General features: G+C 40.8%; 30 protein-coding genes. 19 read left to right on the top strand and 11 right to left on the bottom strand.

Features of this window, described 5'->3' with window-relative positions:
• Window position 1: 1 nt before the first annotated feature.
• The 5 genes from AMD01_RS24455 to AMD01_RS09115 all read left to right on the top strand — a co-directional run bounded on the left by AMD01_RS24455 (window position 2) and on the right by AMD01_RS09115 (window position 3602).
• The gene (locus AMD01_RS24455; RefSeq protein WP_169775945.1) at window positions 2–148 is read left to right on the top strand and encodes a hypothetical protein; all 147 of its coding nucleotides are present in this window, start codon (window positions 2–4) and stop codon (window positions 146–148) included.
• A gap of 90 nt (window positions 149–238) precedes the next feature.
• Window positions 239–655, top strand: a complete 417-nt coding sequence (locus tag AMD01_RS09130; protein ID WP_053401100.1) for an MFS transporter — start codon at window positions 239–241, stop codon at window positions 653–655.
• 14 nt (window positions 656–669) lie between these two features.
• Complete coding sequence (locus tag AMD01_RS09125; RefSeq protein ID WP_053401099.1) at window positions 670–1317, top strand: MOSC domain-containing protein; 648 nt, start codon at window positions 670–672, stop codon at window positions 1315–1317.
• A gap of 195 nt (window positions 1318–1512) precedes the next feature.
• Window positions 1513–2847 (top strand): helix-turn-helix domain-containing protein, encoded by a 1335-nt coding sequence (locus AMD01_RS09120; RefSeq protein ID WP_053401098.1) that lies wholly within the window; start codon window positions 1513–1515, stop codon window positions 2845–2847.
• A 71-nt stretch (window positions 2848–2918) separates the two neighbouring features.
• On the top strand, window positions 2919–3602 hold the full coding sequence (locus AMD01_RS09115; protein ID WP_053401097.1) for a DUF5626 family protein: 684 nt from the start codon (window positions 2919–2921) through the stop codon (window positions 3600–3602).
• Between the two features lie 701 nt (window positions 3603–4303).
• Here AMD01_RS09115 and AMD01_RS24010 read toward each other — a convergent pair.
• Together AMD01_RS24010 and AMD01_RS09110 are read right to left on the bottom strand one after the other, a co-directional pair.
• Window positions 4304–4480 carry a hypothetical protein gene (locus AMD01_RS24010; protein ID WP_157052678.1) on the bottom strand — a complete coding sequence of 59 codons (177 nt, stop codon included), beginning with the start codon at window positions 4478–4480 and terminating at the stop codon, window positions 4304–4306.
• Window positions 4481–4516: 36 nt separating this feature from the next.
• Window positions 4517–5356: a pentapeptide repeat-containing protein gene (locus tag AMD01_RS09110; RefSeq protein ID WP_053401096.1), complete on the bottom strand. Its 840-nt coding sequence runs from the start codon at window positions 5354–5356 to the stop codon at window positions 4517–4519.
• 217 nt (window positions 5357–5573) lie between these two features.
• On the opposite strand from AMD01_RS09110, the gene AMD01_RS24710 reads away from it, so the two are divergent.
• Both AMD01_RS24710 and AMD01_RS09100 read left to right on the top strand, forming a co-directional pair.
• Window positions 5574–6005 carry a hypothetical protein gene (locus AMD01_RS24710; RefSeq protein ID WP_053401095.1) on the top strand — a complete coding sequence of 144 codons (432 nt, stop codon included), beginning with the start codon at window positions 5574–5576 and terminating at the stop codon, window positions 6003–6005.
• Entirely contained in the window at window positions 6006–6758 is a 753-nt protein-coding gene (locus AMD01_RS09100) for a class I SAM-dependent methyltransferase (protein WP_157052675.1), read from the top strand.
• 19 nt (window positions 6759–6777) lie between these two features.
• Here AMD01_RS09100 and AMD01_RS09095 read toward each other — a convergent pair whose 3' ends face one another.
• Both AMD01_RS09095 and AMD01_RS09090 read right to left on the bottom strand, forming a co-directional pair.
• Complete coding sequence (locus AMD01_RS09095; protein WP_053401094.1) at window positions 6778–7077, bottom strand: TIGR04104 family putative zinc finger protein; 300 nt, start codon at window positions 7075–7077, stop codon at window positions 6778–6780.
• A gap of 158 nt (window positions 7078–7235) precedes the next feature.
• Window positions 7236–7982, bottom strand: a complete 747-nt coding sequence (locus AMD01_RS09090; RefSeq protein WP_053401093.1) for a class I SAM-dependent methyltransferase — start codon at window positions 7980–7982, stop codon at window positions 7236–7238.
• 141 nt (window positions 7983–8123) lie between these two features.
• Here AMD01_RS09090 and AMD01_RS23995 point away from each other — a divergent pair, with 141 nt between their 5' ends.
• From AMD01_RS23995 to AMD01_RS09080, 3 genes are read left to right on the top strand one after another with little or no spacing between them, the layout of a single operon-like run.
• A complete protein-coding gene (locus tag AMD01_RS23995; RefSeq protein WP_157052674.1) occupies window positions 8124–8291 on the top strand; it encodes a hypothetical protein in 168 nt (55 codons plus the stop codon).
• A 10-nt stretch (window positions 8292–8301) separates the two neighbouring features.
• On the top strand, window positions 8302–9135 hold the full coding sequence (locus AMD01_RS09085) for a DUF2268 domain-containing putative Zn-dependent protease (RefSeq protein WP_053401092.1): 834 nt from the start codon (window positions 8302–8304) through the stop codon (window positions 9133–9135).
• A gap of 47 nt (window positions 9136–9182) precedes the next feature.
• On the top strand, window positions 9183–10466 hold the full coding sequence (locus AMD01_RS09080) for a S41 family peptidase (RefSeq protein WP_053401091.1): 1284 nt from the start codon (window positions 9183–9185) through the stop codon (window positions 10464–10466).
• Between the two features lie 63 nt (window positions 10467–10529).
• Here the strand turns inward: AMD01_RS09080 and budA are convergent, their stop codons facing one another.
• Both budA and alsS read right to left on the bottom strand, forming a co-directional pair.
• Window positions 10530–11243, bottom strand: coding sequence for an acetolactate decarboxylase (gene budA, locus AMD01_RS09075; protein ID WP_053401090.1), 714 nt, complete (start codon window positions 11241–11243; stop codon window positions 10530–10532).
• A 16-nt stretch (window positions 11244–11259) separates the two neighbouring features.
• Window positions 11260–12939: an acetolactate synthase AlsS gene (gene alsS, locus AMD01_RS09070; RefSeq protein ID WP_053401089.1), complete on the bottom strand. Its 1680-nt coding sequence runs from the start codon at window positions 12937–12939 to the stop codon at window positions 11260–11262.
• A gap of 210 nt (window positions 12940–13149) precedes the next feature.
• Here alsS and AMD01_RS09065 point away from each other — a divergent pair, with 210 nt between their 5' ends.
• The gene (locus tag AMD01_RS09065; protein ID WP_425415126.1) at window positions 13150–13569 is read left to right on the top strand and encodes a GNAT family N-acetyltransferase; all 420 of its coding nucleotides are present in this window, start codon (window positions 13150–13152) and stop codon (window positions 13567–13569) included.
• A gap of 279 nt (window positions 13570–13848) precedes the next feature.
• Here the strand turns inward: AMD01_RS09065 and AMD01_RS09060 are convergent, their stop codons facing one another.
• From AMD01_RS09060 to AMD01_RS09050, 3 genes are all read right to left on the bottom strand, one after another.
• A complete protein-coding gene (locus AMD01_RS09060; protein WP_053401087.1) occupies window positions 13849–14352 on the bottom strand; it encodes a HEAT repeat domain-containing protein in 504 nt (167 codons plus the stop codon).
• Window positions 14353–14776: 424 nt separating this feature from the next.
• The gene (gene lmr(B), locus AMD01_RS09055; RefSeq protein ID WP_053401086.1) at window positions 14777–16222 is read right to left on the bottom strand and encodes a lincomycin efflux MFS transporter Lmr(B); all 1446 of its coding nucleotides are present in this window, start codon (window positions 16220–16222) and stop codon (window positions 14777–14779) included.
• Window positions 16223–16317: 95 nt separating this feature from the next.
• Window positions 16318–16878 carry a TetR/AcrR family transcriptional regulator gene (locus tag AMD01_RS09050; RefSeq protein ID WP_053401085.1) on the bottom strand — a complete coding sequence of 187 codons (561 nt, stop codon included), beginning with the start codon at window positions 16876–16878 and terminating at the stop codon, window positions 16318–16320.
• A 155-nt stretch (window positions 16879–17033) separates the two neighbouring features.
• Between AMD01_RS09050 and AMD01_RS09045 the strand changes: the two genes are divergently transcribed.
• The 4 genes from AMD01_RS09045 to AMD01_RS09030 all read left to right on the top strand — a co-directional run bounded on the left by AMD01_RS09045 (window position 17034) and on the right by AMD01_RS09030 (window position 20326).
• Window positions 17034–17801 carry a phosphotransferase gene (locus tag AMD01_RS09045; protein WP_053401084.1) on the top strand — a complete coding sequence of 256 codons (768 nt, stop codon included), beginning with the start codon at window positions 17034–17036 and terminating at the stop codon, window positions 17799–17801.
• 132 nt (window positions 17802–17933) lie between these two features.
• Window positions 17934–18458 carry a DinB family protein gene (locus AMD01_RS09040; protein WP_053401083.1) on the top strand — a complete coding sequence of 175 codons (525 nt, stop codon included), beginning with the start codon at window positions 17934–17936 and terminating at the stop codon, window positions 18456–18458.
• Between the two features lie 255 nt (window positions 18459–18713).
• On the top strand, window positions 18714–19436 hold the full coding sequence (locus AMD01_RS09035) for a nucleotidyltransferase domain-containing protein (protein ID WP_053401082.1): 723 nt from the start codon (window positions 18714–18716) through the stop codon (window positions 19434–19436).
• A 347-nt stretch (window positions 19437–19783) separates the two neighbouring features.
• Window positions 19784–20326 carry a GNAT family N-acetyltransferase gene (locus AMD01_RS09030; RefSeq protein WP_285846573.1) on the top strand — a complete coding sequence of 181 codons (543 nt, stop codon included), beginning with the start codon at window positions 19784–19786 and terminating at the stop codon, window positions 20324–20326.
• 91 nt (window positions 20327–20417) lie between these two features.
• Here the strand turns inward: AMD01_RS09030 and AMD01_RS09025 are convergent, their stop codons facing one another.
• Entirely contained in the window at window positions 20418–20633 is a 216-nt protein-coding gene (locus AMD01_RS09025) for a hypothetical protein (RefSeq protein WP_053401080.1), read from the bottom strand.
• A 77-nt stretch (window positions 20634–20710) separates the two neighbouring features.
• Entirely contained in the window at window positions 20711–21058 is a 348-nt protein-coding gene (locus tag AMD01_RS09020) for a hypothetical protein (RefSeq protein WP_053401079.1), read from the bottom strand.
• A gap of 163 nt (window positions 21059–21221) precedes the next feature.
• On the opposite strand from AMD01_RS09020, the gene AMD01_RS09015 reads away from it, so the two are divergent.
• The 4 genes from AMD01_RS09015 to AMD01_RS09000 are packed head-to-tail and all read left to right on the top strand — an operon-like array spanning window position 21222 to window position 24833.
• The gene (locus AMD01_RS09015) at window positions 21222–22172 is read left to right on the top strand and encodes an ABC transporter permease (RefSeq protein WP_053401078.1); all 951 of its coding nucleotides are present in this window, start codon (window positions 21222–21224) and stop codon (window positions 22170–22172) included.
• A complete protein-coding gene (locus tag AMD01_RS09010; protein WP_053401077.1) occupies window positions 22165–23115 on the top strand; it encodes an iron chelate uptake ABC transporter family permease subunit in 951 nt (316 codons plus the stop codon). Before AMD01_RS09015 ends, AMD01_RS09010 begins: the two co-directional genes overlap by 8 nt.
• On the top strand, window positions 23109–23867 hold the full coding sequence (locus AMD01_RS09005; RefSeq protein ID WP_053401076.1) for an iron ABC transporter ATP-binding protein: 759 nt from the start codon (window positions 23109–23111) through the stop codon (window positions 23865–23867). The genes AMD01_RS09010 and AMD01_RS09005 overlap by 7 nt, the downstream gene beginning before the upstream one ends.
• Window positions 23868–23888: 21 nt before the next feature.
• A complete protein-coding gene (locus AMD01_RS09000; RefSeq protein ID WP_053401075.1) occupies window positions 23889–24833 on the top strand; it encodes a siderophore ABC transporter substrate-binding protein in 945 nt (314 codons plus the stop codon).
• The last annotated feature ends 165 nt before the right edge of the window (window positions 24834–24998 follow it).

Here is a 24998-nt window from a genome sequence, read left to right as displayed (position 1 = left end):
CATGTTTAATCGATTTTTTGTCATTGGCTTGATTCTGTTTATGGCCGGAATCTACGTAACGCAGTGGACACCTATTTTAGGAACAATCGCGGGCATTAGCGGTGGAGTGCTGATGGGGGTTAGCACGGCTCAGCGAGTAAAAAGGTGAGGGGTTGAATGATGGGTCTCTACTCTTTCTATTTTGTTAAAATGAGGTGGTGTCATTCATAAAGTCTATGTATATATTTTAGGAATTATTGTGTTAAAATGGATGAAAAACCCGAACTGGATGCTCCTTTTAAGCGTATTATTTTTTCTATCAGGCATTGGGATTTCCCTTCTCTGCTTGGCTCAGCACAGCGGGATGATTTGTTTAGGTATGTTTTTATTCGACGGCGCGCTGTCGATGGGATTTGTTATTCAGGCTGCCGTACACCAAGCAGCTACACCCGATGCTTTGCTGTCGTGCGTACGCAGCGTGACATATGTATTGGGCGGGATAAGCGGAGCGCTCGGAACCTTTCTTGCTGGCTGGCTCTCACAGCACTATTCCACAGCTTTTGCGCTGTGGACGGGTGTGATTGTTCTTGTCACGGTAGCCACAATCATGGCTACTAATCTTGGTCGGAGCGCTCGAATAAAGGAAATTTGTCCGCCTGACGGAGTAGGTTTATAGAAAAGGAGTTTAAAATGACGACGTACGATGTAACATCACTTAATATTGGGAAAATTGAAACCTTAACATATGGTACTAAAACCTTTGAATCTGCTATTCGAAAGGGCGCTGTTACAGAACCAATCTTTTTGAGTGAAATTGGGCTACAGGGCGATGAACAAGCGTATAAACATCATGGTGGTGTAGAAAAGGCTCTTTGTTTATACCCGCATGAACACTACGCTCACTGGCGACCAATTTTATCAAACATGGTGGAGACGGCTTTGTTTGGCGAAAACATTACGACCGTTGGATTAACGGAAGAAAACACGTACATAGGGGATACATTTTCTTACGGTGAAGCAATTATTCAAGTTACAGAACCACGAAATCCTTGTGCAAAGCTAGCTGCAAAATATGACGTCTCTGATTTGGTTCTTCAAGTAAGAGATAGCGGCTACACCGGGTTTTTATTCCGTGTTTTAAAAGAAGGAATGGTCTCACCTCAGGATAAGCTCGTTCTTTTAAAACCCGATCCGCACGCGGTTAGTGTAGCACTTGTGAACGATGTGAAATTCTTTGACAAGAAAAACAAAGAAAAACTGCAAAAAGTCCTCGCTGTCGAAGGGCTTGCTGAAAGCCTGCGTGCGACGCTTGAAAAACAGTACCAGTCTGCTCTGTAAAGCGAACAGAGAAAGAGGGTCCTCTTTCTCTGTTTTTTACGCTACACACATCAGAAAATGTATATTTTTCCCTCATTTCTTATAAAAAAACATTTTTTCGAATAAAAAAGTTGACTTTTCCTACCGAAAAGGATTACATTTCAAAATAAGCAGAATATTAAAAAAATAACAGGGAATTGATAGGTGAGGGACATTATGGAAAGTGTAGGACAGCGAATTAAAGAGAGAAGAAAAATGATTGGATTAACGCAGAGCGAGATTTCTGGACCGAATTTAAGCGTCGGAATGATTAGTTTAATTGAACGTAATTTAACGAATCCGTCCTTAAAAACGCTTGAACAAATTGCAGCCCGCCTTGGGGTGAGCGTTCAATCATTGCTTGAAAACAAAAGTGGAAAAGGGACAATAGCAGAAAACAAACAAGAAACGATTACGTTACTTCAAGGGTTAATGAAGGCGAAACGCTATAAAGAAGTAAAAGAAATTCTAGGACATTTAAAAGAAAAAGACCTTGATCTTTCCGTGCGTGGGGCAGTGGCAAAAATTGATGGAGACCTCGCTCTTCAAAGTGACCAATACGACGAGGCACTCATTTATTTTAACGATGCGCTTATCTATTTACCTCCTTACGAGCTCGAACAGCTCATTAGCATTTACATTTCGCTATCAAAGGCTTATTTTAAAACTCGCGACTACCATAAAAGTATTGAAGCATCGATTAAAGGGCTTCTATTATTAGAATCAAACTATGCGCCGGAAAACACATTGCTATACTTGAACCTCTACTTTACGCAAGCTTACAGCTACTGCCGCATTCAAGAATTTGAAAAAGCACTTACGATTATGTCACAGGCTTTTCAACTCATGAAGGAGCAGAATTGTTACTTTAAAGCAGGATCTTTTTATATGCTGCATGGCGTTGTGTACTTGTATTTAAAAGAGTTTGAAAAGGGAATTGTGGAAACGGAAAAAGCGATTCGTCTCCTAAAAGAAAACGAAGAGTGGGGCGAAGTTGCCGGGTGTTTAACGAATTTAGGCATTTTGTATCGTGAAACGGGAGAATTTGATAAGAGCCTAAACTATTTACAAGAATGTTTGGAGCTTGCGATTAGTCATCAAAAGCAAAAACACGTGTTAAACAGCTATTATGAAATGGCGCTTACGTACTACAAAGCTGGAAACCTTTCAGAAGCAGAGAAACTTTGTAAAGAACATCGTGATCATGTCGGTGGTGACAAAGAACTTAAAGCGACGATTAATTTTCTGCTGTCTCATGTAGCATTTAAACAAAACGCCAGCAGCTTGTCTCTGCTATACATTGAGGAGGCCTATGAGGACGCATCCTTGATTGCAGACAACTCTCTCATGACGCGATGTCTACAATTCAAATCTACAATTTTACATACAGAAGGTCGTCTAGAAGAAGCCTATCAGTGTCTTCTTTGTGCCACTCAAATGTTCGAGCACCAAACGCGAAAATACTATGAAAGCTTCCCAGAAACGAGGATGGAAATTAGCGGAGTTTTCTGATTTTTAACGTTTCGAGACACCTAATATATGGTATTATATGAATAACCATATCGTATAAAGGAGTCGCCTTTGTGGACGAGAAAAATAAGAAACCCGTTCGTATCGCCACTTATAGTATGGCGTTACTACTTACGTTAATTATTATTATTGTAATTACATTTGTTAAAACTGCTCCTACCGCAGAGTCTGTACGCGCAGAAAAGTTAACAAAGAAAGATCAATTACGGCTTGAAACATTTTTATCTGCTTATGATGTAAAACCAAGAGTTCAGCGAAAGCTCATTCGAAAGATTAATAGCGGAAAGACGATGGACTCCCTACAAGACGTAGCGAAACCGGTAAAAATTACGATGGACAATACAGCTAAAAAACAGCAACAGGTTGAAACATTTGCCGATGGTTCGATTGCGGTAACGACCGTTACACTAAATGATACCGTTACAAAACAGAACACAACGAGCTACAAAAATACCAAAGTGGCTTGGAACACAGGAATCGCACGGGCAGAATTCTTTGCTGATTTTACGATTAATGGAGACGGAAGCGATGATATCACAAACGTCGATCACTATACCATTGAGTCCATGATTGGGACCTATCAGTCGGACACGCTTCAGCTAAAAAAGAAACGAGAAAGCCTAGATGGAAAAGCAGAGGCAACGCTCAATTTTAAAATTGTCTCCACTAGGAGCGAAAGCAAGCATTGGGTGAAGCTCGTTGTAGGAGAAGATTCCTTTTTGAGCACGCATAATTAAGAAGGTCAGCGGCACTTAGGCGCTGACCTTTTTAATCTCTGCAGCATGGCTAGGTACAACAAACCTAGTAAAAGAGACGTATGGGAGAAACATTCGTCTAAAAACAACCATTCCTCACACCAAGGATCGTAGCGAAAGATGCGACACTCCTGCAGGATTAGCAGACCAGATGAGATCCCGCAGGAAGCAAAGCGACGAGGAAGCTCAGCGGCTGCTCTGCGGAAAGGGAGCAATCTGTAGCGAAGAGCCGAACTCATCGTTTGACTAAATACTCCTACAAAAAGAGAGATGAATGGAGGCACATTCGTTAAAGAAGAACCATTCCTCACACCAAGTTGTAGCGGAGGATGCGACACTCCTGCAGGATTAGCAGGCCAGATGAGATCCCGCAGGAAGCAAAGCGACGAGGAAGCTCAGCGGCTGCCCTGCGGAAAGGGAGCAATCTGTAGCGAAGATCCGAACTCATCGTTCTATCAAACGTTCCCCAATCTAGCAAAATACTTTTACCAGATTCCTAGTTGTCTGAAACTTATGTGTAAACGAAACCGCTAGGACTATTTGTAAGAATTTAATCCGTACATGTCATTCAAATTGAACAAACGGATGGAGAGATGTGAACATGATTAAAGCAGTCCTTACTTTCCATACGCATCTTACAAATAACCAGCTTGGAAGCAATGTTCCAAGCTGGTTATCCGGCTTCAAACGTTTAGCGTATACGGCTTGTAGAAATCACTTTGAAGAGCAGAATGATGGAGATTCTCTGGTGAACTTTTTGTGTTTCTGCGCTTTGATACGGCGTCAATGCTAACACCTATTAAGAGTACAACGCCAACTAACACGATCGGTAGAACATACGTTGTATTCCTTCTCTCCATATACACTTTTCCACAAAATGTATATGGAGAGGTTTTCTATTGCCAATGCCTTGGCGTAGATAAGTTTGAAGGAAGCTTTGCTTTATGATCACCATGACAGGCATTGACCTGTGCCTGAGTTAAAAAAAGCGTGCTCGTCAAGTCAGCCCCACTAATGTTTGCATCACGAAAGTCTGCGCCGATGACATCCGCACAGCGTAAGTCCGCTCCTTGTAAATTCGCGGCCATCAGCCATGCGCCCCGCAAGCTTTCTCCCCGAAGATCTGCTCTTTGTAGATTTGCACCGAGAAGATCTAATCCTTGCTTTTTCTTTTTCGGTTTTTGGCACGTTTTTTTAGCAGGAGGACTCGACTGACGAACAAGACGACTTGCCTCGGTTAGCCACTGATTGACCTCATGACGATGAAGGGGAATGTCGATTTGAAGAAGCTGCTTTCCTGAAAGAAGCGTTAACTTCTCTGTTTTTTCGTACATGTCGCTTAACTGTAGATGAATCGAAACAACTTCTTCTCTCATTCTCGCCTCGTTTAAATAGTAAAGCATTTCATGAAGCTGCTGCATAACTGGAAATGCATCAAACATCTCTTCGCGGTGTGACGCATCACCAGTTCGCCAATCAACACCCTCATATGTCAATTGGGATATTTTTTGACCTGCTCCAAAGCACTCATATACAGTGCATCCTTTAAAGCCGTTCTCTCGAAGCGTATCGTGAGTCGCACACTGATAGTCAGCTCTTAAGTGCTGACAAGGAACGCCACTATCCTTATCGTTTGGAAAGTCTGAAGATTTTATATAAGGTAAGGCGACACAGCACAGTCCAAAGCACTGTTCACACTGAGAGGATAGTGCTGTCGTATCTGCTTCTTTTAACATGGTGACACACCCTTTTTCGTTTTCTACGGGACGAAACGGAATGAATTCCTATCGGTAGAATTTTGTTTAAGTAGTACCCAGTAGGGATTCGCAACAGTCGCAATTTTCTCTCTCTATTATAATAAACAAGAGAAAGTTATGAAAGAAAAAACAGGAAATTTGTTCCTGAAAGGAGGGGGTAATGGTAAAATAAGGACATATAGAGGAGGGAAAAGAGATGAAAAAAATGGTGACGTTTTTTCTTATACTAGCCATTGTAATAGGAGGACTCGTCTTTATAAATCGTCAACAGTCTTTTGCTGATGTGATTCCTAAGGAGGAGATGAAAAAAATTCATGAGATTACGCTTAAGCAAATGGTAGCAGATGAGCAAACGCGTGGCGTACGGATTGAGGATGAAAAAACGCAGCAACAGCTATTGGATGCGATCTCCGCTATGAAGTTGAAAAAAGTAGACAACCCATCAAAGAAAACCCTCTATGAACTCCGCACGTACCCTGAGAGTACGTTTGGCATTGCCTTTTTGACATCAAACTACGTCTGGATTACTAAAAATGAAAAAAGTGACTACTATAAAATCGTTAATGATGCAGCTCCCGTAAAAGTGATTGAAGAAGCGGGATTTGACTGGAAGCTGGAGGAGAAATAGGTGAGCGATTACTACGGAGAGCTATGTACCCGAATGTATGAACGTGACAAATCACTGGCACAAGGAGAAGAACTCCGCTTCTTCCTTTCGTTTGTGGCGAACAAAGAGATGAATGTGCTTGAGCCAATGTGTGGGAACGGACGTATGCTCATTCCATTTATGCAAGAGGGGATTGATATTGAAGGGTTTGATCTATCGGTTGATATGCTAGAACGCTGCCGAGAAAAGTGTGTAGATCTTAATCTTATTCCGACTATTTATCATGATAAAATAGAGGAATTTTCCACAGATAAAAAATATGATTTGATTATGATTCCGTTTGGTTCGTTTTCATTGTTGCCCGATCACTTAGTAGCCAAAAGCTTAGAAAATTTATCTTCGTTGTTAAAGGAAAACGGGAAATTACTCTTGACGATTATGACAACGAGCAACACGTCGGAAGAAATTCCGAATTGGGCTCAAACAAATCGTGTGGAATTTACAGACGACACGATTATTGAGTGGAAAAAAGTTCATTACGATGAGCACGAAAACACATTACACACCACGATAAAATATGTGCTGATGCGTGATCAAACAGTGATTAAAACGGAAACAATGAATTTCCGGGTCCGTCTTTATGAGGAGAATGAATTTGATACGATTTTAAGCCGGAATGGATTTCCGAATGTTACGATTCATGAGGTGAAGGATGGATACGGATTCGGTCGTTCATTTGATGTGTATGAATGCATGACAGAAAAAGCGCTCTGAGCTCAGAGCGCTTTTTTTGTTACCACAAGTGTTCTTCTTCATTTGTTAATTCGTACAAGTTTGGCATGTACAAAGAGAACATTCCTAACAGGAGAAATTCAACAAAGACAATGGATTTGGCGGCAAATCCAAATGCAATTAATGGAACAAGTACAAGGGGAATAATCGTGGAAATTAAGCTGATCTTAAAGCGCGCGTCCTTTGAAACGTACTGCACTACTTGGCAATTTGGGCAGGTTAACGTTCGTTTGAATGTCCAGATTTTTTTAAAAGTAGTCCCCCAGCTCCACTGATGTCCACAATTTTGACAGCATGGCATGTAGACCACTCCTTTCTCTACTTGTATATACGAATTATAATTGTAAAAGTTTCGTTTTTTATGCAATTTATGGTGAAATGCTTACGATAAAAATTTACGCAAACAAAGATCTCTAATAGAAAAAGCCCGTCCCTAGAGTAAAAAAGGGATGGGCTTTGTTACTTTTTCGTACACTTCATAATGAACGTCGTTGGAATAAGCTTTGCTTGATCATACGAGTACCACTGATTCTCGTGACGCTCTCGATCTTCTTCTGTCAGCGAAACGTCTTCAATTAATTGTTCAATACGAAAACCTGTTTCTATTAGTAGATTAATATAAGTGCTGATGCGGTATTGCTGCATGTAGGCAGGCTCATTCCATGCAGGATGCTTGTATGAACCTTCCTCATGATAGGACTTTGCTACGGTGAACGTATCATGATCACGTCTGATTCGGTTATGAAGAGGATGCTCCCAGCTAAAAATAAAAACGCCGTCTTTTTTTAGGTATGTATGGATATGCTGAAGCGTTTGTTTCATGTTGGTCGTCCATCCAAGCGCGTATATGGAATAGACGATATCGAAGTAGTCACGTGGAAGTCCAGGATTCTCTTCCATCGGGGATTCAAATAAATGAAAGGGAACATTGCTTTTTTCCAAAACCTTTTGTGCAGCTGTAATTTGCACCGTTGATAAATCAAGACCCCATAGCTCATTTGCTCCGTGATCATTCATATATTTAAGGGAATGACCGCTCCCACAGCCAACATCTAATACGCGAAGCCCAGACACGTCTCCGAATAAATTCAGCTCTTCTTCACTCGGTGCAAGTGGACCATACTCCGGTAGGGGATTTCGACCGAAAAAGCGTGTTGCCGCCTCATCCCAGCTATGTTTATTAATGGTTAGCGACGTTTTGTCCAATGTAAAACCTCCTCTAAAATGACCAATTATATAGAAATTCTCTAAAGGCATCGTTTCTCCTTCACAGAAGTACGCCTTCTGAAGTGATTACCGTACATTATGTATAAATATGGTAAAATTTAAAAGAGAGGAGGACTAACGATGAAATTACAATACGCTTTATTTTTTTATCTAGTCGTTGCAGTTGGCATCGTTCATATCGGTCGAGAAGCAATGGGGAATGAATTTCTTCCTATTTTCCTATCCATTAACGCGCTGTTTATGATTATTTGTGCGAATGGGAAAAGACATACGTTAACTAAAAAGTGAGGAATCGCAAATGGACACAGCGAGCATTTTGAACAAAGTACCAGATTTTTTGCAATTTTATCAACGTGCAAATCACGAGCACGTTACGACTGACAAGCGGTGGGAGCTGTGGCAAAAGCATTACGGATTTGCCGCAGTCCCGCCTACCGATGAAGGAAATGCATTAGCTAGAACGTTAGTCGAGAATGCATGGGGTGCGTATCACACTCATATTGAATCCATACGCAGCTGGGCTCCTCATGACGACCTCTTGAAAAAACATTTAAGTAACGTAAAAAGTTTACTAGGATACGAGGAGCCTCTTCAGGTCGTCATTTTGTACTTCGTAGGTGGGTTTGAGCACAATCCGTTTGTAACCATAACTGAAGATGGAGACGCCGTGCTGTGCTTACCAATTGAAACGAGAGCGGACACGGACGATATTTTACTTACTCACGAGCTCACTCACGTCGTACATATGAAAACCGCTGAATTAACCGGAGCATGGGAGCGCTCTGTCGCTTCAACTGTCATTCAAGAAGGCCTTGCGACACAAATTAGCAAGCATTTCGTTCCTGGTCATCCTGACGCAGCGTATATCGAGCATAAAGAAGGCTGGTTTGCTTCCTGTCAAAAGCATGAAGAGGAAATTTTAGCGGGCATTCGTCCTTATTTGCGAGATGAGAGCTCGTCTGCGCTTACAAAGTTTACATTTGGTGAGGGAACAACTGGTCACGATCGAGAAGTGTACTATACAGGCTGGGTCGTTGTGAATCGATTACATAAAAAGGGCATGACGTTTCAAGAAATTGCGCAAGTACCAGAACATAAGCTTCCTAACTTAGTTGAATACGCACTGAAGTAGAAAGGACAACGCGCGGAATGAATGAACACAAGAAAAGAGGGACCTCATTGGAACAAGTATTTAATGAAATCGTTCATATTATGCGCAACGACTATGCGGGCTGTTATGACAAAATAGGGTGTGACCGCCCTGATGAATACATCCACGAGATTCGTAGATTGCAAGCCGAGCAACTATTAACGGATGAAGCGGTTGTCGATCTTGTGCAAGATTATTTAATGGATTGGAATGACCCACATCTGTTTTTTAATGCTATTCAAAATAAATCGGTGAAAAAACGTCATCGAGGGTTTGACGTGCGGCGCTTTGAAGATAAGCTTTATGTAACGTCCGCACAGCAGGAGTCACAGCTCCAAAAAGGAATGTATTTTACGTCATTAGGGGACATACCTGTCCTAGAGTTAAAAGAAATTCACCACCGCTATGTAAACGAACGTACGGCAGAGCGCGAAAAGTGGACAAAGATTTTAGCTCTTTATGATAAAGGTGAAGTCGTAACAGAAGCTGGAAGTCGCCAAACGATAAATTTGCGGTGGTTTGATTATCCGAAATGGATTCCTACATACAGCGTTCAAGAACAAACGCCAGATACTGTTATGTTTAAAATAACCGATTTTGCAAACCCTGATGCCATTGTGAATCTTATCAGGAACAATGAGCAGCTGTTGAGTAAAGCTAAACATTGGATTGTAGACGTTCGCGTGAATAAAGGAGGAAGCGATTCAAGCTTTTTCCCATTGCTTCCTTATTTGTTGCCACCAGAAGGAACGGAGCTATACGATCCCACGGAGAAAATGCTGTTTCATAACACCACATCAAATGCAGAACGTGCCGTTTATGAAATTGAACGACAGTTAACATTCATTGACGACAAACAGTCGCGCTTCTCCGTCGAGTTATTTTTACGTGAATGGAAAAAACATAAGGGGAAGGGCTTTGTTGAGTTTGATTTTCGTGAGCTTCTTCCCGAGAACACGTTTGTAAAAGGATTTCCCCAGCCCCAGAAAGTCGTTGTGTTAACAGACTATACGTGTGCAAGCTCAGGAGATTCTTTTATTGAAATGTGTAAAAAATCGAGCAAAGTGACGGTAATCGGTAGACCAACTGCAGGGGTGAATGACTATGCGAACCTACTGTCTCAAACGTGGAACGATACCTTCGAGCTTTCCTATCCGACGTCACGATTATCACGAATTGACGAGGGAAGGGGCATGACGCGAAAAGGGATAGAGCCCCACGTATATATTCCATGGACACCCGAGCATTTAAAACGGGATGTTGACATGGAGAAAGCTTTTGAATTATTACGTACAACCACGACAGCAATATAAGTGAATGTAAAAACGTCACGTACCTCAAGTTTAAGGGGCGTGACGTTTCTAAAAAAGCTCCGCTTACTCTGCTGTAGCAATTTCTTCTTCTACGCTATGACTCTCTAGATCTGCTTCTAAAAACTCGTTCGTTTCAAGGAGAGTTAAATCTAACTTTGTTTTTTGGCAAATCTTGATCGTGATGTTCTCTATCGTCAGATCCTGAACATGACCGCCTTCCTTACGTGCTTCATCGATAAAATGCAGGTGATAACCCGGAACACCAATTCCTGTCGCATAGTTAGGGGTGAAAAATCCAGCAATCGTTCCCGTAACGTTCGTTGATGTGAACGTAGGCTGATTTTCTGCTGCTTCCACCATAGAAGGATAAGGCTTTTCTTGCTTGGCAACGGTTCTCGTTTTCACTTCACGAAACGTCCCGTCAATGCGAATCGCATAAAAAATATTTTTACTCTGCAAGCGTTTATTTAGCCATTCTTCTAGCTGCTCTAGGCTCATTTCCTCTTCGATTTTATAGGAAACCTCTTCTTGAAACGTCGTCATAATAGCAAAAGGCGTTTTCGCACTTTCCTCAACCGGAATCGCTTTTCCATGCGTAATTTGATAAAATTCTCCGTCAATCGCGATCATTTCACCGTCTAGCTTATTAAACGTTCCAAGGCCAAAGTCACCTTGCTTTGCTAGATCTTTATACGTAACGACTCCGTCAAACACACCATCTAAAAGGGCAATCATTGTGGAGGTTTGATAAATGGTTTTCTGGTTCTCTTTTGTCATCTTTACTCATTCCTTTTTAGTTTAATTGATCTGGTAATAGCTGTGTATTTAGCTTCTCGTTATCTTTATAATCAACGGGAACATCAATGACGACAGGTCCGTCGGTCTGAAACGCTTCTTTCAATACCGATGCAAGTTCCTCTTTTGTGTGTACTCTAAATCCTTTTGCACCGAAGCTTTCCGCAAATTTCACAAAGTCAACGTTTCCGAATTCTACCGCTGATTTTCGGTTGTACTTCACTTGCTGCTGAAAGCCAACCATGTCATAGGTTTGATCATTCCAAATAATATGGACGATGGGGAGGTTCAGGCGAACGGCTGTTTCAAGCTCCATCGCTGAGAACAGAAAGCCACCGTCTCCAGACATGGACAAGACTTTTTCATGAGGTCGAACGAGCGATGCCGCAATCCCCCACGGAAGCGCCACACCAAGCGTTTGCATTCCGTTTGTAAATAACAAATGTTGTGGTGTGTAGGAGCGGAAATAGCGAGCCATCCAGATATACAACGAGCCAATATCACACGTGACCGTTGTATCATCATCAATCGTCTGCTGAAGAACGTCAATAATTTGAAGGGGATGCAGCTGTTTAGTGTCTTCATTGAATTCGTAGTCTTCCTCTGACTGTTGAAGTGTACTCTTAATGGTTGTTAGGCGAGCAGTAATCTCATCTGAATACGTGATAGAGGGCCACTCACTTACAAGAGCTTCAACCGTACTCGAAATATCTCCCCATAACTCCACTGTTGGCTGATAGTCATAGTCTGCTTGTGCAGGAACGGCGTCTACATGAACAATCTGTCGCTCACCTTCTTTGTTCCAAAGAGAAGGAGGATATTCGATTGGATCATACCCAATCGTTACGACCACATCAGCATGCTTCAGCAACACATCTCCTGGTTGATTACGAAATAGCCCTACTCGTCCAAAAAAGTTGGATTCAAGGTCACGTGAAAGGGCTCCAGCTCCTTGAAACGTCTCTACGACAGGAATCGCATGCTGCGAAAGAAGCGTGCGTATTGCCCTTACTGCCTGTGGCTGGCTAGCACGCATTCCTAGCAGAAGCACGGGCAATTTGGCTGTGCGAATTGTTTGAACGGCGTCTGTTAATGCATCTTTATTTGCAGCTCCAAGCTTTGAGGCTTTTAAAGGTGAAAGAACGGGAAGTGACGTTTCACTCGCCATTACGTCTTGTGGCAAGCTGACAAACGCTGCGCCAGAAGGAGAAGAGGTCGCTTTACGAAAAGCATCTGCGATGACTTCTGAAACGTTCGCTGCATCTTCTACTTCGACGCTGAACTTTGTAATGGATTTAAAAAGGCCTTCATTATCCATTGATTGGTGACGATTTTTTGCTCGATCTCCTCTAGGAACAGCTCCAGCTAGTGCAACGATTGGGTCACCTTCTGCTGTCGCTGTCACAAGCCCGGTCGCTAAATTAGCTGCTCCTGGTCCTGATGTTACGAGGCATACACCTGGCTTACCAGTGAGTCTTCCGACCGCTGCGGCCATAAAGGCTGCGTTTTGCTCATGACGGCATAAAATGACCTCTGGACCACGGTCTTTTAATACGTCAAATACGCCATCAATTTTTGCTCCAGGAATGCCGAATATGTAAGGAACATTATGCTTCTCTAAACTTTCAACTAATAAATCAGCACCTGTTTTAGCATTGTTTTTATCTGATTTACTCATGCTGTCATCTCTCCTTTAACTAAGAACGTGATGTACTTCACATATGTAGTACCCTATCAAAATAAAAAGTAACCAATGTATGGAATGTCATGTAATAAGCCGCTGACATGTGTGGCAGGTTTGTCTTATAATAATAAAAATAGCTTTCATACATACTTTGAAAAAGAAGGTGCCGCAACAATGACATGGTATATTAGGAGATTTGAAGAAATGTCGACAAATGAGCTGTACAGCGTGCTGAAAGAACGGGTAGACGTGTTTGTCGTCGAACAAAACTGTCCGTATCCTGAACTAGATGGAAAGGATCTTCTGAGCTATCACTTGTTTAAAGAAGTAGAGGGGGAAATTGCCGCATACTCTCGCCTTCTTCCACCAGGGGTGTCTTATGAGGAGGCTTCCATCGGACGCGTTCTTGTCAAAAAAGCCTATCGCAAGCAAAAGCTAGGGGAAGAGCTGCTGAAGCGAGCGCTCGATTTTTTAACAAATGAGCTTAACGAATCACGCATTAAAATTCAAGCCCAGGATTACCTGCGAAAGTTCTACGGGTCGTTCGGATTTGAAGTAATATCAGATGTTTACTTGGAGGACGGAATTCCTCATGTGGATATGATTCTGTCTAAAAAGAGCTAACATAATTTTTAAAAAGCAAGATTGGGCAAGGGGAGTGGGGTGGGGGAGTTAAAATTACACGGCGATTTCACAAAGAGAGACTGGTTAGATGATTTTGGTGTAGAAGAGCACCAAATCCCTCTATCATTTGTTCTTCACGGTGAGTGACCACGAAGAACATTTACCCCATTTCACCTCAAAAAGCAAAGGGTAATTCACAACAATAATCACATAAGAAAACGCTGTTGATTTTTACTATCAGCAGCGTTTTTTCTTTCATTAGCTCAGATTTTCGTGTCATTATACTTCTTTTAATGAAAATAACAGGTCTAACGCGTCTGAGAGTATTTCCTTTTTTCGTTCTATTTCATCTAATTCTTTCTTTACCTTAATGATACATTTTAGTATTACATCATCAGATAGATCAGAATGAATGTTTTCCTCAATTAGTTGATATGCTTCCATTTGCACCTCAAAGTTTCCAGATAAAAGATGATAGATTAGCGTCTCTAAGTGTGAAGAACAATCAAAAGGTTTCAAGGCAAAAAGCAATGAACCTCTAAACCCTAAAGTCTTTGGGTCATTTATCATTTCAATCAATGGTTCTACTGCTATTTCATTTTCAATATCACTAAGAGTAAGTGCAATAGAATTTCTTAGTCGATGATTATCTGTGCTTTTTAAAAACTCAATGAGAAGCGGGATGGCGGGTTCGTACTTATTTGTCCCTACTTCCTCTAAAATACCTTCTGCTTCATCAATTTTTTCCTCTTTTAATGCTTTTTTTAGCTTTTCTAAGTTCATTTCTCCAAACTCCTTTGCTTATCAACGTTCTATCTTTATTTTAAATAAATTATATCTTTCCTAGTAAGTACCTTATCTGTTAGCCCAATTCTCAGGCAATTTCACAACCATTTTCGCACATAGGTTTCATAGGTACAATAAGTATTGTCCATATAAAGAAAATCTCTGCGAACGACTAGGGGGATTTTTGATAAAAGTACAACGAACGTTAATTGATCAATAAAAATAAAGGCGTGAATTCACTGGTGAATTCACGCCAAAAACTATTGTAATTTTAACTTTTGCACCCCGAATGGGAACCTGTTACCTTCGAGGACAAGACCTTTTTCTTTTGATCGTTTAGCTGTGAGTTAGCTATTATTCTCGTTCGTTTTTTTATGTTCTACTTTAAAACTGAACGACTTATAAGTCCAGCACTGCTTTTTTACGATACTTCCTTCACATTCACACGCTTAATGAATAGAGATCCTAAAAATCCAATGATTGCGACCGTTAAGATAAACACGAAGGCGTGCTGTGTCCCAGCTGTGATCGAAGCAGAAATAACAGACGGGTCCGCAGGATTTTTTACGGTTGCCATGTAATCCTTTTGACCAGATGCCATAATACTTGCGGCTACGGCTGTTCCGATTGCACCGGCAATTTGCTGTAGCGTGTTCATAACGGCCGTTCCATCAGGGTAGAACTGCTTCGGTAGCTGATTCAAGCCGTTTGTTTGAGCTGGCATCATGACCATTGCAACCCCAATCATTAGACACGTATGAAGCACAATGATAAAGGCTGTCGTTGAAGCGGTATTAATGGTCGTGAAGAACCAAAGGACAACAGATATGATAATAAAGCCTGGAATCACGAGCCATTTGGGACCATACTTATCAAATAATCGACCCATCACAGGCGAGATAAGTCCATTTACGACCCCACCAGGAAGAAGCAACAGTCCTGCTACAAATCCGGTTAAAACAAGACCACCTTGCAAATAAATCGGTAATAATAGCATTGATGACAAGATCACCATCATACAAATGAAGATCATCACAAGACCAATCGTGAACATTGGATATTTAAACACTTTTAAGTTAATCATTGGCTGATCCATCGATACTTGACGGAGGCTAAATAGAATTAAAAACAACACACCAATTCCAATTGAAATAAGAACCTTTGGCTCTAGCCACCCAGCATCTCCTTCACCAGCGCTACTGAAGCCAAAGACGATTCCCCCAAAACCAATGGTTGATAACACAATGGAGAGGGCGTCCAGCTTAATCGTTTTCGTTTCAGACACATTTTGCATATAAATGATCCCGAAAATCAGTGAGAACACTAGAACAGGAAGTGAAATCCAGAAAATCCAGTGCCATGTTAAATGCTCAATGATTAACCCTGAAATCGTTGGGCCAACGGCTGGAGCAAACATAATAACAAGACCAATCATTCCCATCGCAGCTCCGCGCTTTTCAGGAGGGAAGATTAACAGAATCGTATTGAACATTAACGGTAATAGAAGACCTGTACCAATTGCTTGAATGACGCGAGCCCCCATTAAGAAGGTAAACGTCGGTGAAAGAGCCGCTACAAGCGTTCCGACAACCGAGAAGGAGAGAGCAGCGATAAAGAGCTGTCTCGTCGTAAAACGTTGTAATAATAGACCTGATACCGGAACTAAAATGCCAAGCACAAGCAGGTATCCTGTCGTTAACCACTGAACGGTCGTTTCTCTAATTTCAAATTCCCTCATTAAATCAGCTAGCGCCATATTAAGCGCTGTTTCACTAAAAAGCCCGATAAAACCGCTCATTAAAAAGGCAATCATAATCGGTAAAACTTTTATCTGTGTTTGGCTGTGCTGAGTAGCACTCGCATCCATTTTATTTCCCCCTTTTAATCAAACCATCTCATGTATATTCGTTACAGCTTGAACATTAGACCAGTCACTATAATTTTTATGTAAATGAACAACGTCTATGTTTGTTTTAACAGCTGTGGAATTTGTGCCGCTGCAATGCGAAGCGGTTTACTGCTTTTATTGGCAAGAGCGCGCAAAATGCTGCCTTCGATTAAGGAATTAATCACAATTGCCATATCCTGTGCGCTCCCTTCGTCCCAACCGTTTGCAGTAAGCTTCTTGTAGTATCCGCCTTCCCAAGCCTCAAATGCCTGCTGACATGCTTGTTGTAGCAACTCACTTGTGGAAGCCGTTTCTGCTGCAAGTAATCCTACTGGAAAACCAGGGGCGTGATCATCTTTCTCAAAATGATCTGCTACGTCAAGAATGATGCGCTGAATAGCCTCAACGGCATCTTCATAGTTCTCAAGAATTTCTTCATTTTTTTCCTGAACAAACTCTTTCATATACTTAATCGCTTCAACAGCCAGCTGCTCTTTTCCTTGTGGAAAGTGATAATACATCGAACCCTTTGGCGTAGCGCTTTGCTCAAGAATTTGAGTAAGACCTGTTGCATGATAGCCCTGTAACTGAAACAAGCTAGAAGCCGTTTGAATAATTTTATCGCGCGTATTCATAATCCATTACCCCCTCTCTAATTCATTTCGCCTATAGACCGATCAGTCTAATATAAAGAGAAAAGGAACAAAAGTCAATCAATTTATGTAAAAGAGGACTTCTCTCTATTCTCACGAATCATGTATTGAACACGTTTAAGAAGGAGGAATAAACAATAAATACCGAACGTTTAAAACAAATAGAGAATATCATTGGAGAAGTAATTAACATTGAACTTCTAAATGAGCAGGGATGGACATCAAAAGTCAGTAGGGTACAAACTGAAACACATACTTATTTACTGAAAAGCGCGTTCACCAAAAGATACCGCTCATGGCTAGTACGTGAGGCATATGTGCTAGAAACCCTTCAATCTACTTTTCTTCCCGTACCAACATATTACGGTTTTTTTGAAGATGAAGAAGGAAGCCACTTGATTATGTCCTTTGAGGAAGGAATGACATTAAGAAAAGCCTTTAGTCTGGCTAAAACTGAGCAGGAAAAATGCAAGCTTATGAACTCGTTTGGTGAACTTATAAGGAAGCTCCATGAGTTGCCTTTGAACGAACCTCTCAGAAAATCCGTTCCCTGGCTAGATGGACAGCTTAAACAAGCGGAGATTAATTTGCATGAAGGGGGAACGGATGGAAATGATGTACTCCTGGAAAAGTTACATGCAGAAAAGCCAGCGCCCATTTTAGAGACGATGATTCACGGAGATTGCACGATGGAGAATGTTCTAGTGAGGGATGGAAAAGTAGAGACATTTATTGATGTAGCAGATCTAACCATTGGAGATCCGCGCTATGATGTGGCATTAGCCGTGCGACGATTCACCAATCATCCCCAATATATAGACGCTTTTTACGATGGATATCAACGACTTGCTATCTCAAAAGAAGAATACGCTTATTTTGATCAAGGTCTATATGAATTTTTTTAGTCTTTTGCGTGCAGGTTGTTACTACGATAATAAGAGGATATATTTACTTTTTATGGTACTATTGTGAAGGAGATATCAAGTTAAAGAGCAGGGTATCAAGATTTCTAATCGAGTAAACGAGGTGCATGTTTCATGGAATTTAAGATAGAAAAATTAAGGGGGGTTAGCGCCCAAATTGGTCACCTTGTCTCACAAATGAACTATGCTAGAAAAACAACTTTAGAAGCCGTACATGGTTTGACTACTTCCGAATTAGACTATTTAATGAGCGAGGAAAGTAATAGTATCGGGTCTCTTTTATTACATATGGCTGCTGTTGAAAAAGGGTTTCAAATAGAGATTTTTGACGGTAGAAAACCCAATGAACAAGAAATGAAGGAATGGGGTGCACCATACAGTCTTGGTGATATGGGCAGAACACATATCAAAGGTCATTCCTTAGAGTTTTATATCTCCAAACTAGAAGAAGTGAGAAGTAGAACGTTAAAAGAATTTGCTACTCTAGATGATGATTGGTTGTATGAAAATAGACTGTGGGATAACAATCCGTCTAATAACTATTTCATCTGGTTTCACGTATTCGAAGATGAAATTAACCACAGAGGTCAAATAAGAGTGATTAGAAAAATACTGTCTCAAAATTCGACCTTAATTTAATGACAATTGCATCCGTTCCTTAAAAGAATGGGTTTTTATATCTATCTCAAGTAATTCAATCCTGTACCTCCCGGGCATAAAAGGAGAGTTGTTCCTTTTCTAAAGCATTCCATATTTGTTTAATGTGCTGTTCAGTACGAGTATTAAACCGAGCAAGTACCCCAAACATATTATTTCACCCTTTCTAGTAACATTATATTATCACAAATATTCGGAATAATTTATAATAGAGGCATAGAAAAGGAGGGTTGCTTCATGATTCAGCGCTTAGAGCCTATGGATGCAGCAAAACAATTTGTTATGAGACACTTCCCGCTATGTGGCGGGGCCGTTTTGGCAGGGAGTGTTGTTCGAGGAGAGGCAACCGAGACATCGGATTTAGATATCGTCGTCTTCGATGAGAATTTACCGGCTTCCTACCGGGAATCGGTCATTGAGCTTGGCTGGTGCATTGAAGTATTTGCGCACAATTTTACTTCCTACCAGGCCTTTTTTGAGCAAGATTGTAAACGAGCGAGGCCTTCATTGCCACGCATGGTAGCGGAGGGATTTGTCCTCGTGGATCACGGGAAAGTAGAAGACATTAAACGAGAAGCGCAAAGGCTTCTTGATCAAGGTCCTGAGGCATGGACAGACGAGACGATTCAATTAAAGCGATATTTTCTAACCGACGCGCTTGATGATTTAATTGGTTGCACAAATAAAGCAGAAGAGCTATTTGTCGCCAACACGCTTGCAAATCTTACCCACGAATTTATCCTTAGGACGAATCGCCATTGGGTCGGTGACTCGAAGTGGATTGTTCGAGAGCTTTGCCGATACGATGAAGAATTTGCGGAGCGATTTATTGACGCATTTCATACGTTTTATAAGCTTGGTTACAAAGAGCGCATCGTTCAAATAGTGGATGAAGTACTCGCTCCTTTTGGGGGGCGTCTTTTCGAAGGATTCTCGCTAGGAAAAGAACAGGGCGCATAATGTGAAGGCGGTATTCATTGATCGAGATTTTGTTGGGGATATGCTTGTTGAAGCAGTAGAGAGGATTGGTTAAACGAAAGCTGATAAATTACCAGCTTTCGTTTTTTTAGTACATCTAAGATATCTATGAAGCTATTTTCTTTTCCACGTGCGCACACGAACAGGCAGTACCACATACAACACTACAAAAGCACATCTACAAGAACCAACATGAGCAACAGCACATCCGAAAAAGCATCCTCGCCCATGACCACCCTCATTGCCAACTACAACTTCTTTTCCAAAAAACCTTTTAAATTTAGTATACTAGATCTATTCAATAATATGGAAAAAGGGGTGGTTTTATTATGATACCAACGGTCAACCTACGGGAGCTTCAACTAAAGGATGCCGAGGACCGCTATACGTGGTGCCTAGACAAGGAGGTAACGAAGCATTTAAATATGCCGGAAAAATACCCTCCGTTTACAAAAGAAGAAACGGCTTCATGGATTCAGATGTGTATTGATAAAACAAACGGCTACGAGCAAAAAGCAATCGTCACTGAAGAAGGTGTACATATTGGCTGGGTGGATTTTAAAAATATGGACCCCTTAAATCATCATGCTGAATTGGGCATCGCGATTGGGGACAAACGCTACTGGAGAAAGGGGTACGGAATAGCCGCTATGAACAAAATGCTGTCATTTGGATTTCGTGAGCTTAACTTAAATAAAATTTGGCTACGAGTAGAAGTGGACAACGAAAAAGCCATTAAATCCTATAAGCGTATTGGCTATGTTGAAGAAGGGATTTTACGACAGGATCGCCTCCGTGAAGGGATGTACGTTGATCGTCTACGAATGAGCATACTGAAAAGTGAGTTTTTACATAGTGCCGGGTCCAAATGATGAGTGGAAGCTGCTGTTCATGGTTGGATACATATTTTAAATGAGACATCACGCAAGAATAATCTTTGCATGTTTTATGATGTCATGGAGCTTATAATTTTCCATCTCTCATCCATTTCCAGATTCGGTAGCTGCCGAAAATGGAAACGGCCAAAAGGAGCATAGAAAAGAAAACCCAAATCTCTAATCGATTCTCTGAATATAATCCCTCAGCGTTGGCGGTAATAAAAACAATTAGACCAATGACCATGAGGTAGCAAAATACATTTGGAATGATCCAAATAACCCGGCGTACTTTATCTGTCATTCTACCAGATCCTTTTTCGTAGTGTATGAGAAACCATAAACAAAAAGAGCACCTAAAGTGCTCTTTTTATCGTGTGTTTAACTATGCTTATCCGCTTCCTCGACCATCGAATCCGTCGCGTCTAACACGCTTTGTCCGCTGAACATGTCACGCTCTGCCACTTGTGTACCCGTATTTACCCATGAATAATAATTCATCGTCCATCTATTTTCCCATGGACGTGGACTATTTTTTTGCAGATCTTGCCACTGTATCTGTCGAATGACCTTTCCGGCATCATATTCAATGGGTGCTTGCTGTTGATTGACCGGCTGAGAAGGAAGGGAGTCTTGTTCTTCTAGCTGTGCAAATAGTGGGTGTGCGTACCCTGAAATGTATGTAAAAAGACCTCCCGCAACGACAATCATTGCCACTAGTTTCTTCATTTTTTTCACTCCCTATGACATTAGACGGGGAAAAAAGGGGAAAAGTTTCGCCATTTTTTAAAATATCTATAAAACTCTTTGCATTTCTATTAAAACATGATAGGATGAAAATATCAATTGATAATGATTATCATTACTAACGAGAAAGGAGGGCAAAAACAGCTTGAAACTGCGCTATTTACTCGGTTTGCTCGTTCTATTTGCTGTTGCTTCGTTATTTATTGGCGTTCAGAACCTGTCCATAATGGACCTCTTACACCTTAGTGGTGAAGAAGAGAGGACGCTCATATTCAGCCGCATACCGAGACTAGCTAGTATTTTACTAGCAGGAATGAGCCTTAGCATTTGTGGTTTAATTATGCAACAAATAACACGAAATAGATTTGTTTCTCCTACTACGGCAGGAACAATGGATTGGGCAAGGTTAGGTGTTCTCATTTCTCTTTTGCTTTTTACTTCCGCAAGTCCTCTGATGAAGATGACGATTGCATTTATTTTCTCTCTAGCAGGAAACTTCTTGTTTATGAAAATTCTTAGCAGAATAAAGTTCAATGACACGATTTACATACCGCTCGTCGGGTTAATGCTCGGGAGCATCGTTAGTTCCATCGCAACATTCATTGCCTACAAATATGATTTTATTCAAAGTCTTTCCTCATGGCTTCAAGGTGATTTTTCTCTTGTCGTTAAAGGGCGATATGAACTGCTATACCTGAGTATACCTCTGTTAATAATTGCATATCTATTTGCTGATAAGTTTACTGTAGCAGGAATGGGAGAGAGCTTTTCTATTAATCTCGGACTTAACTACAAGAGGGTTGTAAACATCGGATTAGTCATCGTGTCATTCATCACATCCGTGACCATTTTAACCGTAGGAATGCTTCCTTTTCTAGGACTCATCATCCCTAATATCGTTTCGATGTATAAAGGAGACAATTTGCGAAGTAGCCTTCCACATACCGCAATACTCGGAGCATTGTTTGTACTTGCCTGTGACATGCTGGGGAGAGTCATCATTTTTCCGTATGAAATATCTATTGGATTAATGGTCGGTGTAATTGGAAGTGCAATCTTTCTGTTTATGCTCGTAAGGAGAGGTCGATATGCATAACAACAATCGAAAAATGATTGCGATCAGCATGGTGGCAATCGTTTTTATCGCTCTTTTCCTTAGCTACGACTTGGGATACTGGCCTTATACGCTGCCAAGGCGCATAGAGAAGGTGTCAGCCATGGTATTGACAGGAGGAGCCATTGCGTTTTCCACCGTTATTTTTCAAACGATTACAAATAACCGAATTCTTACGCCGAGTATTCTTGGACTTGATTCACTCTACTTATTTTTACAAACGGTTATTATTTATCTATTTGGTTCAACAAATCTATTGATAACCAGTAAACCTGTTAATTTTGTTCTATGCGTTCTTTTAATGATTGGCTTTTCAATCATTCTTTATCATTTTATGTTTAAGCGGGCGAGTAAAAATGTCTTTTTTATCTTGCTTGTCGGAATTATTTTCGGAACGCTATTCAAGAGTATGTCATCGTTTATTGAAATGCTCATTGATCCCAATGAATTTCAAATTGTCCAAGATAAATCATTTGCAAGCTTCAACAATGTAAATACGGATTTGCTATATATAGCAGCCGTTATCTTTATTGGATTAGGTGTTTACGTTTGGCGGTTCACCTCCATTTTTGATGTGCTGTCACTCGGTAAGGAACAGGCGATAAATCTTGGCATTGATTACGACAAGCTTGTTCGAAAAATGCTGATTGTCATTGCGATTCTTATTTCAGTTGCCACAGCGCTAGTAGGACCAATCACATTTCTAGGTCTACTCGCTGTGAATCTTGCGCGTGAATTATTTAAAACTTATCGCCACACGTACCTATTGCTTGGATCATTTCTGCTAAGTATCACCGCACTCGTTGGAGGAGAGTTTATCGTTGAAAAAATATTTACCTTCAATACGACATTAAGCGTCATTATTGATTTTGTTGGGGGTGTATATTTTATTTACTTGCTGTTAAAGGAGAATAAATCATGGTAGAAGTAAAAGGTGTTTGTAAAGCATACGGAGAAAAGGTCGTGCTTGCTGAAACGTCCGTTTCCATTCCAAAAAGGACTATTACGTCATTTATTGGCGCAAACGGAGCAGGAAAAAGCACGCTTCTCTCCATTATGAGTCGCCTTGTCTCCCCTGATTCTGGCTCTATCGAGATTGAGGGCAAGGACATGGCGGCATTTGAGAGTAATGAACTTGCTAAAAAAATAAGTATTTTAAAGCAGTCGAATCAGCTGAGCATTCGTTTAACGATCCGTGAGCTGGCGAACTTTGGACGCTTTCCTTATTCGAAAGGGCGTTTAACAAAGGAAGACAAGGAATTTGTAGATAAAGCGCTGTCTTACATGAAGCTTGAAGATATTCAAGATAAATATTTAGATGAGCTGAGCGGTGGGCAATGTCAGCGCGCATTTATTGCCATGGTCATCGCACAAGATACGGATTATATTTTTTTAGATGAACCCCTTAATAATCTAGATATGAAGCATTCCGTAGAAATTATGAAGCTGCTTCGTCAGCTCGTAGAGGAGCTTGGAAAAACAATCGTCATTGTCATTCATGATATTAACTTTGCCTCTGCCTATTCGGATTATATAGTGGCTTTAAAAGGTGGACAGATTGTTCAAAAAGGAAAAACAGAGGACATCATTCAAACACCTGTTTTACAGGACATTTACGACATGCATATTCCAATTGAAATGGTAAATGGAAAACGAATTTGTTTATATTTTTCTTAAAAAATCAATGAGGTGATACAGATGAAAAAATGGTTAGTAGCAATGTTAACAGTTCTAACGATGGCGGTAGTCGCTGCTTGCGGAAACGGAGAAACGAAGGAAGCATCAGGAACGAAAGAACAGATCATCACTATTACGGATCAGTACAATAAAAAAGGAATTGACGTGAAAAAGAATCCCAAAAAAGTAGCTGTATTCAGCATGGGAGCGCTGGACACGCTTGATAAATTAGGCGTTCAAGTAGCCGGGTTACCGAAACAAGCAGTTCCTGACTACTTATCTCAATACAACGATGAGCGATATGAAAACCTTGGCGGCTTAAAAGAGCCTGATTTTGAAAAAGTAGCCGAAATGAAGCCAGATTTAATTATTATCCAACACCGTCAGGCAGAATTATTTAATGAGTTTTCAAAAATTGCTCCAACTATTTACATTGATACAGACAACAAGCATTATATGAAATCATTTAAATCAGACACTAACAAATTAGCGAAAATTTTTGGGAAAGAACGTGAAGCGAAAGAAGCACTTGCAAGCATTGATCAGCAAATTGAGGAGCTGCAAAAACAAGCAAAAAAGCTGAACAAAAATGCATTAGTCATGATGGCAAACGATAGTAAAATGACAGCCTTTGGGCCAGGATCTAAATATGGATTAGTTCATGATGTCTTTGGTATTCAGCCAGCAGATGAGAAACTTGATCCAAACGCAAGTCATGGACAAAGCATATCATACGAATATTTAGTAAAGAAAAATCCTGACTATCTACTTGTGGTTGACCGTGGGGCGGCGATTGGACAAACATCCTCTGTAAAGCAAATTGTCGAAAATGACTATGTAAAAAACATCAATGCCATAAAAAACAAACACGTCGTATATTTAAATCCAGGTCTTTGGTACTTATCTGGTGGGGGGTTAGAATCTGTCGAAGGCATGATAAAAGAAATAAAAGAGGGCATTCAATAAAAAAAGAAAGGCAAAGCTAAGCTTAGCTTAGCTTAGTATTGAGAATGATGATCAATATCAAAGAAAGGAAGATCCATATGTTTGTACAAGTGAACTACCCGCCACTTAGCACCCTTACGGGTTGCTTGAAGTGGGGGCTTCCAAGATCGTAAGACCTTTTCTTTT

It is taken from the genome of Priestia koreensis (assembly GCF_001274935.1).
Lineage (GTDB): Bacteria > Bacillota > Bacilli > Bacillales > Bacillaceae_H > Bacillus_AG > Bacillus_AG koreensis.
The sequence above is the reverse complement of the archived record's forward strand: the minus strand, read 5'-3'. Positions and strand labels throughout refer to the sequence as shown.

What these genes read in the sequence shown, in the direction of transcription:
- AMD01_RS09010 (WP_053401077.1), top strand. Translation starts at nt 22,165, where the DNA reads ATGCATAACAACAATCGAAAAATGATTGCGATCAGCATGGTGGCAATC.
- AMD01_RS09095 (WP_053401094.1), bottom strand. Translation starts at nt 7,077, where the DNA reads ATGCCATGCTGTCAAAATTGTGGACATCAGTGGAGCTGGGGGACTACT.
- budA (WP_053401090.1), bottom strand. Translation starts at nt 11,243, where the DNA reads ATGACAAAAGAGAACCAGAAAACCATTTATCAAACCTCCACAATGATT.
- AMD01_RS09110 (WP_053401096.1), bottom strand. Translation starts at nt 5,356, where the DNA reads ATGTTAAAAGAAGCAGATACGACAGCACTATCCTCTCAGTGTGAACAG.
- AMD01_RS09050 (WP_053401085.1), bottom strand. Translation starts at nt 16,878, where the DNA reads ATGAATACGCGCGATAAAATTATTCAAACGGCTTCTAGCTTGTTTCAG.
- AMD01_RS09035 (WP_053401082.1), top strand. Translation starts at nt 18,714, where the DNA reads ATGATTCAGCGCTTAGAGCCTATGGATGCAGCAAAACAATTTGTTATG.
- AMD01_RS09000 (WP_053401075.1), top strand. Translation starts at nt 23,889, where the DNA reads ATGAAAAAATGGTTAGTAGCAATGTTAACAGTTCTAACGATGGCGGTA.
- AMD01_RS09125 (WP_053401099.1), top strand. Translation starts at nt 670, where the DNA reads ATGACGACGTACGATGTAACATCACTTAATATTGGGAAAATTGAAACC.
- AMD01_RS09025 (WP_053401080.1), bottom strand. Translation starts at nt 20,633, where the DNA reads ATGACAGATAAAGTACGCCGGGTTATTTGGATCATTCCAAATGTATTT.
- alsS (WP_053401089.1), bottom strand. Translation starts at nt 12,939, where the DNA reads ATGAGTAAATCAGATAAAAACAATGCTAAAACAGGTGCTGATTTATTA.
- AMD01_RS09040 (WP_053401083.1), top strand. Translation starts at nt 17,934, where the DNA reads ATGGAATTTAAGATAGAAAAATTAAGGGGGGTTAGCGCCCAAATTGGT.
- AMD01_RS09020 (WP_053401079.1), bottom strand. Translation starts at nt 21,058, where the DNA reads ATGAAGAAACTAGTGGCAATGATTGTCGTTGCGGGAGGTCTTTTTACA.
- AMD01_RS09030 (WP_285846573.1), top strand. Translation starts at nt 19,784, where the DNA reads ATGATACCAACGGTCAACCTACGGGAGCTTCAACTAAAGGATGCCGAG.
- AMD01_RS09120 (WP_053401098.1), top strand. Translation starts at nt 1,513, where the DNA reads ATGGAAAGTGTAGGACAGCGAATTAAAGAGAGAAGAAAAATGATTGGA.
- AMD01_RS24710 (WP_053401095.1), top strand. Translation starts at nt 5,574, where the DNA reads ATGAAAAAAATGGTGACGTTTTTTCTTATACTAGCCATTGTAATAGGA.
- AMD01_RS24455 (WP_169775945.1), top strand. Translation starts at nt 2, where the DNA reads ATGTTTAATCGATTTTTTGTCATTGGCTTGATTCTGTTTATGGCCGGA.
- AMD01_RS09060 (WP_053401087.1), bottom strand. Translation starts at nt 14,352, where the DNA reads ATGAACTTAGAAAAGCTAAAAAAAGCATTAAAAGAGGAAAAAATTGAT.
- AMD01_RS09065 (WP_425415126.1), top strand. Translation starts at nt 13,150, where the DNA reads ATGTCGACAAATGAGCTGTACAGCGTGCTGAAAGAACGGGTAGACGTG.
- AMD01_RS24010 (WP_157052678.1), bottom strand. Translation starts at nt 4,480, where the DNA reads ATGGAGAGAAGGAATACAACGTATGTTCTACCGATCGTGTTAGTTGGC.
- AMD01_RS09085 (WP_053401092.1), top strand. Translation starts at nt 8,302, where the DNA reads ATGGACACAGCGAGCATTTTGAACAAAGTACCAGATTTTTTGCAATTT.
- AMD01_RS09005 (WP_053401076.1), top strand. Translation starts at nt 23,109, where the DNA reads ATGGTAGAAGTAAAAGGTGTTTGTAAAGCATACGGAGAAAAGGTCGTG.
- AMD01_RS23995 (WP_157052674.1), top strand. Translation starts at nt 8,124, where the DNA reads ATGAAATTACAATACGCTTTATTTTTTTATCTAGTCGTTGCAGTTGGC.